12 protein-coding genes are annotated in these 14,214 nt (G+C 55.9%); 9 read left to right on the top strand and 3 right to left on the bottom strand.

Annotation, left to right across the window (positions count from 1 at the left end):
* Nucleotides 1-37: 37 nt before the first annotated feature.
* The 6 genes from gcvPA (at nucleotide 38) to HQL52_01965 (ending at nucleotide 7,016) form a co-directional block, all read left to right on the top strand.
* Nucleotides 38-1,429: an aminomethyl-transferring glycine dehydrogenase subunit GcvPA gene (gcvPA, locus tag HQL52_01990; protein MBF0368201.1), complete on the top strand. Its 1,392-nt coding sequence runs from the start codon at nucleotides 38-40 to the stop codon at nucleotides 1,427-1,429.
* Nucleotides 1,430-1,437: 8 nt separating this feature from the next.
* Nucleotides 1,438-2,916, top strand: a complete 1,479-nt coding sequence (gcvPB, locus tag HQL52_01985; GenBank protein ID MBF0368200.1) for an aminomethyl-transferring glycine dehydrogenase subunit GcvPB — start codon at nucleotides 1,438-1,440, stop codon at nucleotides 2,914-2,916.
* A gap of 57 nt (nucleotides 2,917-2,973) precedes the next feature.
* Nucleotides 2,974-4,242, top strand: a complete 1,269-nt coding sequence (gene eno, locus HQL52_01980; protein ID MBF0368199.1) for a phosphopyruvate hydratase — start codon at nucleotides 2,974-2,976, stop codon at nucleotides 4,240-4,242.
* Nucleotides 4,243-4,693: 451 nt separating this feature from the next.
* A complete protein-coding gene (locus HQL52_01975) occupies nucleotides 4,694-5,191 on the top strand; it encodes a MerR family transcriptional regulator (protein ID MBF0368198.1) in 498 nt (165 codons plus the stop codon).
* A gap of 793 nt (nucleotides 5,192-5,984) precedes the next feature.
* Nucleotides 5,985-6,491 (top strand): response regulator transcription factor, encoded by a 507-nt coding sequence (locus HQL52_01970; GenBank protein ID MBF0368197.1) that lies wholly within the window; start codon nucleotides 5,985-5,987, stop codon nucleotides 6,489-6,491.
* Between the two features lie 147 nt (nucleotides 6,492-6,638).
* Entirely contained in the window at nucleotides 6,639-7,016 is a 378-nt protein-coding gene (locus tag HQL52_01965) for a hypothetical protein (protein MBF0368196.1), read from the top strand.
* 144 nt (nucleotides 7,017-7,160) lie between these two features.
* On the opposite strand, the gene HQL52_01960 is transcribed toward HQL52_01965, so the two are convergent.
* A complete protein-coding gene (locus tag HQL52_01960; protein MBF0368195.1) occupies nucleotides 7,161-7,679 on the bottom strand; it encodes a nucleoside deaminase in 519 nt (172 codons plus the stop codon).
* A 488-nt stretch (nucleotides 7,680-8,167) separates the two neighbouring features.
* On the opposite strand from HQL52_01960, the gene HQL52_01955 reads away from it, so the two are divergent.
* On the top strand, nucleotides 8,168-8,917 hold the full coding sequence (locus HQL52_01955; protein MBF0368194.1) for a M48 family metallopeptidase: 750 nt from the start codon (nucleotides 8,168-8,170) through the stop codon (nucleotides 8,915-8,917).
* 31 nt (nucleotides 8,918-8,948) lie between these two features.
* Here HQL52_01955 and HQL52_01950 read toward each other — a convergent pair whose 3' ends face one another.
* Nucleotides 8,949-9,323 (bottom strand): DMT family protein, encoded by a 375-nt coding sequence (locus HQL52_01950; protein ID MBF0368193.1) that lies wholly within the window; start codon nucleotides 9,321-9,323, stop codon nucleotides 8,949-8,951.
* A gap of 126 nt (nucleotides 9,324-9,449) precedes the next feature.
* Nucleotides 9,450-10,040, bottom strand: a complete 591-nt coding sequence (locus tag HQL52_01945; protein ID MBF0368192.1) for an NUDIX domain-containing protein — start codon at nucleotides 10,038-10,040, stop codon at nucleotides 9,450-9,452.
* A 359-nt stretch (nucleotides 10,041-10,399) separates the two neighbouring features.
* On the opposite strand from HQL52_01945, the gene HQL52_01940 reads away from it, so the two are divergent.
* Together HQL52_01940 and HQL52_01935 are read left to right on the top strand one after the other, a co-directional pair.
* Nucleotides 10,400-10,987 carry a bifunctional (p)ppGpp synthetase/guanosine-3',5'-bis(diphosphate) 3'-pyrophosphohydrolase gene (locus HQL52_01940; GenBank protein MBF0368191.1) on the top strand — a complete coding sequence of 196 codons (588 nt, stop codon included), beginning with the start codon at nucleotides 10,400-10,402 and terminating at the stop codon, nucleotides 10,985-10,987.
* A gap of 223 nt (nucleotides 10,988-11,210) precedes the next feature.
* Complete coding sequence (locus tag HQL52_01935; protein ID MBF0368190.1) at nucleotides 11,211-14,048, top strand: response regulator; 2,838 nt, start codon at nucleotides 11,211-11,213, stop codon at nucleotides 14,046-14,048.
* Nucleotides 14,049-14,214 lie beyond the last annotated feature (166 nt).

Below are 14,214 nucleotides of genomic sequence, written 5' to 3'. Positions count from 1 at the left end.
TGAATCATTTTGGATCCGCTTGATTGGAAAGTAAAACATGCCCTTCATCCCCCATACAGCGTCCGATCTTTCTGAAATGCTTGCCGCCATCGGCGTTTCCGACCTTGATGCGCTTTTTGATGAGATTCCCCCGGCGCTGCATAACCGCTCCCAGGGCCACCTTCCCCCGGCTTTAAGCGAGATGGCTCTAAGCCGCCTCATGAGCGAACGGGCTGATCGGGATCGGGGGGTGCTCTCCTTTTTGGGGGCGGGAGCCTATGAACACCACATCCCGGCACCGGTGTGGGAAATTGCAGGCCGGGGAGAGTTTTATTCCGCCTATACGCCTTACCAGGCGGAAGCCAGTCAGGGGATTTTGCAGGTTCTCTACGAATATCAATCCATGATGGCCGGCCTTACCGGGCTCGACGCCTCCAACGCCTCCCTCTACGACGGGGCGAGCGCCTTGGGGGAGGCGGTGCTGATGGGGATTCGCGCCAACCGCCAGGTTAAAAACGGCCTGGTGCTGATCCCGGCCTCGGTGCATCCTCACTATCGCCAAGTGGTTTTCACCCTCACCCATTACCAGGGAATTACGGTTCGGGAGCTGCCCTTTGATCCTCTCACCGGGCAGATTTCCACCACCTCTCTGGCTGAATTCAGCAAGGGGGAGGTGGCGGTGTTGGTGATTCCCCAGCCCAATTTTTTTGGGGTGCTGGAGGAGGCGGATGATCTGACTGATTGGGCCCATGAGATCGGAGCCGTGGTCGTTGGGCTGGTCAATCCCGTCTCCCTGGGGCTTTTGAAGCCGCCGGGGGAGTGGGGCAAAAAAGGGGCGGATATCGCTTGTGGGGAGGGTCAACCTTTGGGAGCACCATTAAGTTCCGGCGGCCCCTATTTTGGCTTTCTCACCTGTCGCAAGGCTCATTTAAGGCAGATGCCGGGAAGAATCATCGGCCGCACCCGTGATCGGGAGGGAAAATCGGGCTTTGTCCTCACCCTTCAGGCCCGGGAACAACACATCCGCCGCTCCAAAGCGACCTCCAACATATGCACCAACCAGGGGCTGATGACCGTGGCCGCAGCGATTCATCTGTCGATATTGGGGCCGGACGGATTGGGACAGGTTGCAGCCGCCTGCATCGCCAACACCCGGGCTCTGGTGGAAAAACTGTCTGCCATTCCCGGAGTCAAGCCCCTCTTCGATGCCCCCTTTTTCCACGAGGCCGTCCTCACCCTGGAAACCCCCCTCACCATGGAAGGGGTGCTGGATGAACTGGCTCAAAAGGGCATTGCCGGAGGATACCCCCTGCAAACCACCTATCCAGCCCTGGCAGGGGAGCTTTTGGTGTGTGCCACCGAAACCAAAACGCCGGAAGATATCGATCACTTTGCCCGGGCGCTTGGTCAGGTACTGAATGCCGCCGCCGGAGAAGGAGGTGAGGGGTGAATAAACTGATATTTGAGCAGGGAAGTGCGGGGCGGGGTAATCCCCATCAGGTTCCCGAGACTCCTTTTTCCCCAGCCAACAAACCAGGGGATCAAATCCAGGGAATCGATCTGCCGGAACGTTTTTTGCGGAAAGCGCCCCCCCCTCTGCCGGAAGTGTCGGAGCTGGATGTGGTGCGCCACTATACCCGTCTTTCCCAGCTCAACTTTAGTGTGGATACCCATTTTTATCCCTTGGGATCCTGCACCATGAAATACAACCCCCGCATCTGCCACCGTTTGGCGATGCTGCCGGGTTTTTTGAGTCGTCACCCTTTGGCCCCGGAGAGCCAGGGGCAGGGAGTGCTTGAGACGCTGTTTGAGTTGCAGCAGATGCTGGGGGAGGTGACCGGCATGGAGGCGGTATCGTTGGCCCCCATGGCTGGCGCCCAGGGAGAGCTGGCCGGGGTCGCGATGATTCGGGCCTATCACGATGCCAGAGAGGATCACGCCCGTTCGGAAATTCTCATCCCCGATGCCGCCCACGGCACCAACCCCGCCACTGCTGCGATGTGCGGTTATACCGTCCGGGAGATTCCCACCGATAGCCAGGGAGATGTGGATCTGGGGGCATTGCGGGAGGCTGTCGGCCCCCAAACCGCCGGGCTCATGCTGACCAATCCTTCCACTTTGGGGGTGTTTGAGCGGCAGGTGGTTGAGATTGCCCGGGTGATTCACGAGGCCGGGGGGCTTCTCTACTATGACGGGGCCAACCTGAATGCCATCGCTGGTCTGACCCGTCCGGGGGATATGGGCTTTGATGTGGTGCACGTCAACGTCCACAAAACCTTTGCCACCCCCCATGGCGGTGGTGGACCCGGAGCTGGGCCGGTGGGGGCAGGGGCCAAGTTGAAGCCGTTTCTACCCACCCCTCTGGTAGGGTACGACCCAGCCAAAGCGGGTTACCACTGGTTGGATGAAGAGGCCCTTCCTGAAACCATGGGGCGGCTTTCCACCTTTATGGGTAACATCGGGGTGCTGCTTCGGGCTTATGGCTATATGCGCTTGACCGGGGAGACGGGTTTACAACGCATCGCCCGTTATTCCACCTTGAATGCCAATTATCTCATGGTGCGCTTGCAGGAAGCCGGGTTTACCCTGGCTTTTCCTGAGCGTAGGGCGACCCATGAATTTATCGTCACCTTGAAATCCGAAGCGCGGGGCTACGGGGTGACCGCCCTCGATTTTGCCAAGCGTTTATTGGATTATGGCTTTTACGCTCCGACGATCTATTTTCCGTCACTGGTTCCGGAGTGTCTGTTGATCGAACCCACAGAGACAGAGTCAAAAGAGACCCTGGACCGCTTTGTGGCCGCCATGACCGCGATTCGTGAGGAGGCCCAAAACGACCCGGAGCGGGTCAAAAATGCCCCCCACACCACCCCGGTCAAACGTTTGGATGAAACCATCGCGGCCCGCAAACCGGATTTGGTTTTTAAACCCATCTGAGCCCACATCCATCAAACATCCGACATACACCCCCATAAAATTTGGAGCGAATACGATATGAGTGCCATTGCTGAAATCCACGCCCGTGAAATCATAGATTCCCGGGGCAACCCCACGGTCGAGGTCGATCTCTTTACCGAGGAGGGGGCCTTTGGCCGGGCAGCGGTGCCTTCTGGAGCTTCTACCGGCGCCCGGGAAGCGGTGGAGCTGCGGGATGGAGATAAATCCCGCTATCTGGGCAAGGGTGTGCGCCAGGCGGTGGGGGGCGTTAACAACGAGATCGCCCAGGCGCTCCTGGGGATGGAGGTGTTGGATCAGGCCGATCTGGATCATCGCATGATCGAGCTGGATGGTACCCCCAACAAATCCCGGCTGGGAGCCAATGCCATTCTGGGGGTCTCCCTCGCTGCCGCCAAGGCCGCTGCCGAAGAGTCCGCCCAACCCCTCTATCGTTATCTGGGCGGGGTTAACGCCCGGCTGCTGCCCATGCCCATGATGAACATCATCAACGGTGGCGCCCATGCGGACAACAACGTTGATATTCAGGAATTCATGATCATGCCGGTCTCCGCACCCAACGTCGCTGAAGCGGTGCGTATGGGGGCGGAGGTGTTCCATAACCTCAAAAAGGTGCTTTCGGATAAGGGGCTCAACACCGCCGTGGGGGATGAGGGTGGCTTTGCCCCGGATCTGGAGTCCAACGAAGAGGCGATCCGCATGATCCTCAAGGCCATTGAGCGGGCCGGGTTTAAGCCCGGAGAGGATATCGCCCTCTCTTTGGATTGCGCCTCTTCGGAGTTTTATGATGCCGCCTCCAAAACCTACAAACTGACGGGAGAGGGGCGTGACATGGGGGTGGACGAGCTGGTTCGTTTTTATGCCGATCTGTGTGAGCGTTATCCTATTTTGTCCATTGAGGATGGCTTTGACGAGAATGATTGGGATGGCTGGAAGGCGATGACCGAAGCCCTGGGCTCCAAGATCAACCTGGTGGGGGATGATCTGTTTGTGACCAACTCGGACATTCTCGCCCGGGGCATCCGCGAAGGGGTGGGCAATGCGATTTTGGTCAAGGTGAATCAGATCGGCACCCTGACCGAAACCCTGGAAGCGGTGGAAATGGCGCAACGGGCCAACTTTGCCACAGTGATTTCCCACCGTTCCGGTGAGACCGAAGACACCACCATCTCCGACATTGCGGTGGCCACCAATGCAGGTCAGATCAAAACCGGATCTTTGAGCCGTTCTGATCGGGTCGCCAAATACAATCAGCTGATCCGCATCGAAGAGGCGCTGGGAGAGGCGGCCCGTTTTCCGAAATTTTAGGGGTGAAAGTTGAGGGGATGGCCGGGCTTTCGGGGATCGATGGGGTTCTGGGATTGGAGGCTCTTTTTTCAGTCATGGAGCGATTGTCGGATAAAAACTTTCGATACGGCCATTGTTGAGATCTGTGCCTGAAGAGTTGATCTGAACGGGAGGGGGTGAAGTCTCCCCTCCCGTTTTTCATACCCCTCCCCATTGGCTTGCAAAAGCGGATTTTTTGAAGGGACAACAAGCTTTATATCTGTCGGTCAGGAGTGGATTTTTAAAGAGATGAGGGTAAATTGACAGGGGAATGACTTTATTATCGGACATTTTTTTTCAATATTATTTCAGGATGTTATGTTGTTAACATCTTCCGGTCGCCAGATTTTGCTGGGCATTCGCACACTTTTCTGCCATTCATAGGTATAAGAGATGGAGGTCTTTCGAGCTTTAACACAGGGAAGGGGGCAACATGGCAAACGCCAGTGTAGTGGATTTTCCTCTCGTGGCGGAGACGATAGAACCGGAGCAAATGATGAAGATCGGCGTGGTGGCCAAGCGCCTGGGCATCTCCATTCGCACCATTCACATGTATGAACGCGAAGGGCTGTTTATCGCCTTTAAAAATGCTGCAGGAACCCGCTACTTTACCGAGCGGGATGTGGAGTGGCTGATCGAAATCCGTAAGATGATCAAGTCTTCCATCTCCATCGCAGGGATTCGCCGACTCATGGCGCTCATCCCCTGCTGGGAGCGAAAAAATTGCGAATATACCGGTAAACAAGGGTGTCCGGTCATTACAGATCAAGATTTTCCCTGTTGGGCCAACAAGGAAAACCAGTGCAACGCCACCTCCCAGGAGTGTCGTGGCTGTGACGTCTATCATCTGCGCTTTTGTGTCAGCACCCTCAAACATTACGTGGATATCCGCTTCAAGCCGGAGGCTGCCATGGCTATGCTGGAAAAATAGCTTGGTTTTTTTTACGGGATAGAAGCGGCTTGGTGGAAATATTCGCTGTTGGTGGGGACGTCTAAGGCTGGAAGTTTGAGGGGGAGAGCATTGGGAAGGGATGGGGCTTGGTCTGGTGGTTGACTGCCTGGAGAGAGTTCTGGATGATTCAGGCCTGGGCTGGGATGGCTTGGGGATCCAAAGATCGGGCTTGGTGCTGGCAGATAACGGTTGGCAGAGAGATTCGGGCGGGACTTTTCGATTGAGATCATGAAAAGGGGGCGTCCTGCTCTTCTGCCCATTCGTTTTTTTGCTCCAGAGCATTTTGTGGCTGGCTTTTGAGCCACAGGATGTTGCAGCCTCTTAAGCTCTTTGGGTCAAAAGAGGGTGAGCATCGACCATCCCTGTCTGTTCTCCTCATCCCCCATTCAACCCAAAGGCGGGAAGCCTACTCCTGATTGTCCAAAAGCTTGGCAGCCATCTCCATGGCAGTGTCGATATTTTGGATGCCGGTGATCACCTTGCGGCCATCCATCACGATACAATAACCCTTTTTATTCAAGCTTATTTTGCACTGTTTCATCGTTTTGGCTCCTGTTAGAGTGCTGTTTAAGCAGAAATTTTCAGTTTATCTATCAATCGGAGACGCTCTTTTTTCTACCCGTGTCAGTGTTGGCTCCCTGGCTTTCGCTGTTGAGGGTGGTAGGAGCGGATTCGTTTTAATGATAAAATTTAGTTGCAATTTTCATGCCTATAATAGAGAATGCCTGAAGGTTATCCTTCGTGCTGGGAAAGGGCTATTTGCGACCGGGTTATGGATATACTGGTCATCGACGACGACAGATATATCGGTCTGTTACTCACGGAAATCCTCAGAGACGAGGGACATGAAATTCGGGCTGCCCTGAACGGTCCGGAAGGCGTGGCCCATTTCAAGGAAAAAACCCCCGATCTAGTCTTTCTGGATATCCACCTCCCCTTTGTCAGTGGTTGCGAAGTAGCCACCCAACTCAAACGGCTCTGCGCCGATCAGTTGGTACCCATCCTTTTTTTAACCGCCACCACCGACGATCAGGAGCTGGCCCGCTGCCTGGATGCGGGGGGGGATGATTTTTTTATCAAACCTTTCAACCGCACCCTCCTGGAAGCCAAAATCAGGGTGTGGGAGCGGATCATCCAGCAGTTTCGAGGCAAAGCCCCCTCATTTGCCGCCAACCTCTCCAGCTTGGGTAAGGCGATCCTCTCCCAGGATGAAATTGAGGCATTGACCGAGGAAAATCCTGTGGAGTCGGAGGACGAGTTGACGGGCCATGGGATATAGACTTAGGCTTTGTTGCGCACCTTTACCCCCTTGTTCTTTAGGGTGCGCGGGTTGGGGAGGGGATGGTTGGCAGGGCTCACTAAGGCTGGATGGGGTGGTTGATTGGAGCGTGTGAACGGTGAACGGCCCCTGGATGGGGCAAAATTGATGGGACGAGCGGTTATGGCCTTTTCCGGTAAGGATCTGCTGAATTTAATCACCCCCCAGGAGATGGGCAAAGCGCTGGATTGGCATGAAATCCAGGCCCTCTATGGATTATGGTTTGAAATCAGTCACTTTTCGCCGCCAAAAAACAAAATGCTGCTTTTTTCGGATGGTCGGCGGGTTTGGCTGGGACAGGTGAATGATCAGGCCGAGGTGATGGGGATTCTCCCGACTGTACCTCTGCAGGAAGATTCCATCATTGAACCCAGCCATTGGCTCCCACTGCCCGATATCCCCCAGGATGAGGCGGATCAGGGTGCAAAGAAGGGCAGCATTTTTGGCCGGGTCCAGGAGGTCAATTTTTTCAAATATTGGCGGTAGTTTTTTTCCAACTCCCCCCGGACCACTTGGAGGATCCTTTCTTGGAATCCCTCCTGAGTGACCAGCATCGATCCGCTCTGCTGCTCTCTACCTGACGCTCTGATCCTTCCAGCTGGTGTGACTCACTGATCCATCTTAAAAAAATTAATAGTGCTCCTTGTCACTGCGTTTCCAGAGTTCAAAGGGGGCCTGGGCGTTTTGGCTGAGGGCTTGGCGGATGGTGCGCATTTTTTGGCGTTTTTTATAAGGTTGAGCCAGCTCCTGATAGATATCAGCATCGGAAAAGCCGACTTCTGATTGTCCCGCTTCGAAGCGGGTGGCGGCAAAAATCAGGGCTGGAATGCGCGCCCAGGCGATGGCTCCATAGCACATGGGGCAGGGTTCGGTGGAGCTGTAGAGGATGGTGTGGGTGTGGCGGCTTTTTTGGGGGAGCAGGGCTCTTTTCCGGTGTATTTTCCCCAGGTTGAACACCCCAAGCTCTTGGCAGGCAGCTCGAATAACCGAAATTTCCGCATGGGCGGTGGGGTCATGCCACTGGGTCACATGGTTGTGGTTGCGCCAATAACGCACAACCCGGCCTTTCACGCGATCCACTTGTATCAGCACCGCCCCAAAAGGACCACCGCCGTTTTGGACCGATTTGAGCGCTTCCTCGCAGGCCATCTCCATCCAGGGATCGGATGTGGCCTGGATGCCCTGGTAAACATTTTCGCTCTGGCCGTCACATCCTCGCCGATAGAGAGGGTCAGGCTCAGAGGCAGCCTCACTCTCCGGTAAGAGTTCCGGGAGGCATTGGTAGGGTTCGTTACAGGGCACCGCCTTCCAGTAGGGATGATCCGGATGGTGGCTGGGGTTGTCTTTTTGCATGGCGTCAAACCCTTGGATCGAACATGAAGCGGCATCCTGCCAGCTGCCGGGATGATTCTCAGAGCCCATGGTGTGGGGAATACCCCCCTGGGGTCAAACCTAAACAGCGCCAAACCCATCCCTTGCAGTGTAACGCTTCCCTTCCCATAGTGATGCTGGTTTTTTCGACGAAGTGTGCTGCCCTGGGGAAATGATACCCTTTTTTTGCGGATATAAAGAGCCAACACCCTCACTTTACACGCTGGTTGCGACGATTTTTTCAGCCTGGTCATCCAAGTCAATTCATGGACGTTTTGGTCAAATCACTGCTAAAGCCCTTTCAGCCCGACCCCCGGAAGCATCAGGGGGAGATTCGACTGGTGGAGGGGAGTATCTCCTATACCCTGTTTCGGGTGCCCAGACGCAAACGCCTGACGCTTCGGGTAACCCGGGAAGCGGAAGTGGAAGTGCGGGGGCCGGTGCGGGTGGGGATTCGTCGGGTGGAGGCTTTTGTCCGGGAGCATGTTCCCTGGATTCAGGCCCGCCTTGGGGAAGCACAGGCTGTTTTGGAAAAACGTCCGGTGCTGGGGGATGGGGCTGCCCTGCCTTTTTTGGATGAGCGCCTGGTGCTGCGATTTTTGCCCCCGGGGCGGGGGGGTGTGAAGCGTTTCGGGGAGGAGTTGCAGCTGCCAGAGCCTTTGCCGGGGGGGGGGCAGCTGACCTGGTTTTTGGAGCGGTGGTATCGCCGGGCGGCCCGGGATCATTTCAGGCATCGTTTGGATTATTGGGCCGAAAAGATGGGGGTCCGCTATGGCAAGCTGACTGTTCGCGGGCAAAAAACCCGCTGGGGAAGCTGTTCAGCCCGGGGGGATATCAGCCTCAACTGGCGGCTCATGATGGCCTCATCGGAGGTGGTGGATTATGTGGTGATTCACGAACTGGCCCATCTGACCCACCGCCATCACGCCCCCCCCTTTTGGGCCATCGTCGCCCAGTTTGCCCCCCACTATTCCCACGCCCGGGAAAAGCTCAAAGGGTTGGATCCCATCTGGTAGGGGGATGTCCATCCAGCTGCTGGAACTCGGATCACAGCGAGGCGGGCATGTCGGAGCGGAAGATAAAATAGACCGCACCCATCAGGCAGAGCCCGGCCCAGAGATAATCGAGCTTCAAGGGCTGCTTCATATAAAAGAGGGCAAAGGGCGCGAAGACCACCAGGGTGATCACCTCCTGCATGATTTTCAGCTGGGGGAGGGAGAGGGTGGTAAAACCGATGCGATTGGCGGGCACCTGGAGGAGATATTCAAACAGCGCCACTCCCCAACTCAATAACGCCGCCACCCACCAGGCCCGGCTTTCCAGATGTTTCAGATGGGCATACCAGGCAAAGGTCATGAATACATTGGAGAGGGTGAGCAGAATCACGGTTTGAGGGATGGGGCCTAAGGTGGTCAAGGTCATGGGGTCGATCACTCCTGATGGTTCCCAGGGGGAGATTTGGGGGGTTGCCAGGGGTTGGTCAAGGGCCTCTGGGAGGTAAAATGGGTTGTTTTATCTGCTTGGTCGCAAAGGAGATGTCTGGGTAGATCAGGCCTCTTTTTGCAGCCTTTCCCGGTTCATGGCGAGCCATTGCAAAGCCAGAATGGCACTGGCCGAGTTGATCTCTCCCTTGAATACCATCTCCCACGCTTGGGCAAAGGGAAGGAGCAGGGTTTCGATATCCTCTCCCTCCTGCTCCAGTCCACCCCCTCCCTTTCGGGGGGCGCCTGGAGCCAGAATACCCAGGAAAAGATGAATCCGTTCGTTGGAGCCCCCAGGAGCGAGATAATATGAGTGGACCTGTTGGAGATCAATCACCTGCCAGCCGGTCTCTTCCTGAATTTCCCGGCGGGCCACAGCGGCCAAATCCTGCTCACCGTCGCAGGCTCCTGCCACCACCTCCACACACCAGCCTTGATTTTCGCCCAGGTAGGCTCCGATGCGAAATTGCCGGATGAGCCCCACCTGGTCGGCCCCCGGTTCATAGAGGATCACCGTGACTGCTTCGCCTCGATCCACCACCTCAAAGGCCATCTCCCGACTCATTCGGCCATCGAATCGTTCATATTTGAGGCGAAACTGGCGTAGTTTGAGAAAACCTTGATGGAGATCACGGGTTTCCAGAACATCCACTTTCATGCTTTTCTCTTTCATTTCCATACTATTGCGATGGGGTCGTTTGGCCATCGATTTCGATTGATCAGGTCTTATGATCTTCTGGAGAGCTGATCGATCGTCAACCGATGCGGTGTGATTGAGGATTGGAATCCATTTGACAGCCTGACGAACTGGGATCCATTCTGGCAAGGATTGTTCCATAGGATCGACCCTGGAGTGCCATTTCATTCTGGTCGGGAATAATACATCCTGGTAAGGGAGCGCTCTTGTGGGCCACCCTTGAATACTGGGAAAATTTTTTCGCGGTTGACCCAGAGCAGGTTGATCTTCATCCATCCACCCTTGGGCCTTGGGGTGGCGTGACACAGGAGCGGCATTTGATGGATACCCAGCCGAACCATATCACCCACACCCAGGAGACCGATCTATCCCTGCTCCTCACCGGGATTCGACTGGCTTCCTTCTGGCACCGGGATCAGCGGCGTCGGGATCCCTTTGGCACCCCCTATATCAATCACCCCCTGGGGGTGTTGGATATTCTTCACAATGAAGGGGGCGTGACCGACACGGTGACCCTGTTGGGAGGGCTTCTCCACGACACCATCGAAGATACTGACGCCACTGCTGAAGAGCTTCGGGATCATTTTGGCGAAGAGGTTCGGGATTTGGTGCTGGAAGTCTCCGATGACAAAAGCCTGCCCAAACTGCGCCGCAAGCAGTTGCAGATCGAGACCGCCTTCCACAAGCCCCTGCCAGCCAAGCTGATCAAGCTTGCGGATATGATCCATAATCTCAGGGATCTGGTGGCGGCTCCACCGCAAAGCTGGAGCCTGGAGCGGCGCCAGGGGTATGTGGTTTGGGCACAAGCGGTCGCGGTGGGGCTGGCTGGAGCCCATGGGGGGCTGGAGCTTAAGATGCGCCAGGCTTTGACTGAAGCCAAACAGGCCTTTGGTTTGGATGGGGAATAACTGTGGGTCGTGGGTTGGGGGGGTGTGATGGATTTTTTTTCCATAGGATTCACTCCAGAAAAAAAACACCCTCTGTCAGTTGTCGCCGTGTAAGATGTAAACACAACAACCTGGGAGAGCGCTTCGCGGTGGGTGAGACGACGGCTGGTAACAGGGAACGGGGAATTCTCATGATCATGGAACCGACTTTTTGGTGTGGATTGGATCCAGAGGTGGGAGCCGGATGAAAAGTGCGTTTCCGGCCATACTCGTGGTTGATGATCAGCCAGCCAACCTGGTGGCCATGCGCCGGATTCTCGATAAAATGGCGGTGGAGCTTGTTTTGGTGGAATCGGGGGAGGCTGCGCTTGCCAGCTGTCTGGAATACGATTTTGCGCTGATTTTGCTGGATATCAGCATGCCGGGTATGGATGGCTTCGAGGTGGCACACCTGCTCCAGGGCTCTTCTGCCACCGCCCGGATTCCCATCATTTTTCTCACAGCCGCCTATGGCGATCAGGAAAGCCTCCTCAAGGGGTACCATGTCGGGGCGGTGGACTATCTGCAAAAGCCCATTGATGACCGCATTCTCAGAGCCAAGGTAGCGGTTTTTTTGGAGCTTCACCAAGCCAAGGCAGCCTTGCACCAAAAAAGCGCCCAGCTCACCTCTCTCAACGATCAGCTGGAAGAGATCGTTCGGGAGCGTACGGCAGAGTTGGGGGATCTTCACCAGCACCTGCAATCGGTCTTTGATCACGCTTTGGATGCCATGATCATCATCGATCATAACAGCCGGGTGGTGGATATGAACCCGGCAGCGGAACATCTTTTTGGTTATTCCCGGCGGGAACTGCTGGGGCAGGATATGTCGGAGGTGATTGTTCCCCCTGATTACAGGGCACTGCACAAAAAAGCCTTGGCACGTTTTGCTGGGGCGTTTTCCTGTCTTCCAGGGTTTGGGCGACGCATCGAAATGCCGGGGTTGCGCTCTGACGGCACCATCATCGATGTGGAGATGGCCCTCATTGCCGTTACCCGCCAGGAAAAACCCCTTTTTATCGGTTTTATCCACGATATCACCGACCGCAAACAGCTTTTGCGCTCCCTTCGGGAAACCCTGGAGGTGGCGGAATCGGCCAACCGTTCCAAAAGTGAATTTTTGGCCAACATGAGCCACGAAATTCGCTCCCCCATGAATGCCATCATCGGTATGACCGACTTGGTGTTGAACGCTGATTTGCCGAAGGATCAAAAGGAAAATCTGGAAATTGTCCAGCGTTCTTCCCAAACCATGCTGGACCTGCTCAACGCCATCTTGGACCTTTCCAAAATTGAAGCCGGACAGCTCACCCTGGAAGAGATTCCCTTCGATGCCCGGGGCCAGATCGAGGGGGTTTGCGAAACCCTGGCGGTGAAGGCGCACCAAAAGGAGCTGGAACTCTACTGTCACATCTCCCCGGATGTGCCGGAAACCCTGATCGGGGATCCCCTGCGCCTGAAGCAGGTGTTGATCAACCTGATCAACAATGCCATCAAATTTACCCATGAGGGGGAAGTGGTGGTGCGGGTGGAGGAGGTGGCCGAAGAAAGCCCCCACAAAGGGGCAGTGAAGCTCTGTTTGACTGTTTCCGATACCGGTGTGGGGATTCCCCGGGAGCGGATTGATCATATTTTTGATCGCTTTACCCAGGCGGACGGCTCCACCACCCGGGAGTATGGGGGGACTGGATTGGGACTCACCATTTCCAAACATCTGGTCTATATGATGGATGGTGCTTTTCAGGTGGAGAGCGAATTGGACAAGGGCAGCGATTTTATCTTTACGGCCCAGTTCGGTATCGGCAAAAGAGCCCAGCGCCGCGTGTTCCGGGGAGCGGGCAAAATGTGCGCTTTCGACTGGCCCGGGGAGAGTCTTGCCGGCGTGCGTGCCCTGCTGGTGGACAGCCACGCCACGGGCCGGAAAATTGTCGGGGAGATGTTGAAACTCTTTGGGGCCGAAGTGGAAAGCGTTAACGATTTTCATCTGATGCCTGGGGTGCTCTCCAGGGCTGAGGGTGGGGGAAAGCCCTTTGATGTGGTGGTGTTGGATCACGCTCTGCTGATGGATGCAGAATTGGAAAGGTTTGGTGCAGATATCGTGGCCCGGGGGGGGTTGGGCCTGGTGATGATGCCGAGTCACCTGGAGCTGGAAGATCTCCCTGGCCTCTCTGGCTTCGACGGGGCGGCGGCCTTGAAAAAACCGGTTCGGCTGTTTCAGCTTTTGGGACAGGTGAAAGCGGTTTTGGGCTGGGAGCCCAGCCCCAAGGATCCCGAGGCGGCCTCTCTGATCCGGGATTGGCGGGAAATGGGGGCCATGGAGGTGCTGTTGGTGGAGGATCTCCTCAACAACCAACGGCTGGCCAGCTGTATTCTGGAGCGGGCGGGTCATCGGGTAACCTTGGCCCATCATGGTGAGGAGGCCTTGGATATTTTAGCGGAAAAAACCTTCGATCTGATTTTAATGGATCTGCAGATGCCCCAGATGGGAGGGCTGGAGGCTTCCCGGAAACTTCGCAGTGGTGAAGGGGGGTGGGCCAAAAATCGGGAGGTGCCCATCCTGGCTGTCACCGCCCGGGTGCGACAGGGGCAGGAAAAAGAGTGTCTCGACGCGGGGATGAACGGCTATCTGCGCAAGCCCTACCGGGTGGCGGAACTCTTGAGTGCCATCAAACCATTCGCCAAAAAGCGCAAGCGTGCTGAAAAATCCCGAAAAACCAGCGCTCCCCAGGTGGTGTTGAAGCAGGTTCAGGTGGATCCTGTCGAGCTTGAGACGCGCTGTCATCAATTTCGCAAAGAGGTTCCGGGGCAGCTGGAGGCGTTGAAACAGGCCCTTGGGGAGGCGCATGGGCGCATAGCGCTGAAAATAATCGGTTGGTTGATCGATGCCGCCGAAGGCATTGGGGCCGAACGGGTCGCCTCCGGGGCGTTGCGTCTCAGGGGGCAGGTGGAATTGGCAGACTGGCAGGCGGCCATGGAGAGGTTTGCCAGCGTGGAAGAGGCGTTGGAAAAAGTTTGGGCCGTGTTGAAAAAGGGCTCTCATTGATCCGACTGGGTGAGAGAGCCTGGGAATATGGGAGAGGTGATCGAGGGCAAAGCGGGCGAGGAGGGATTGAATATTTTGGGAGGCATCGATCAAATGAATGGCTTTTGGCGATTGGTACTTTTCGCTGAGCGTGGGAAAGCGTAAACTTTGCAACTCGTGGGCTCTT

This window comes from Magnetococcales bacterium, from assembly GCA_015232395.1.
Taxonomy (GTDB): Bacteria; Pseudomonadota; Magnetococcia; order Magnetococcales; family JADFZT01; genus JADFZT01.
Note: the sequence above shows the minus strand (reverse complement) of the source record. Positions and strands in the feature narration are given on the sequence as shown.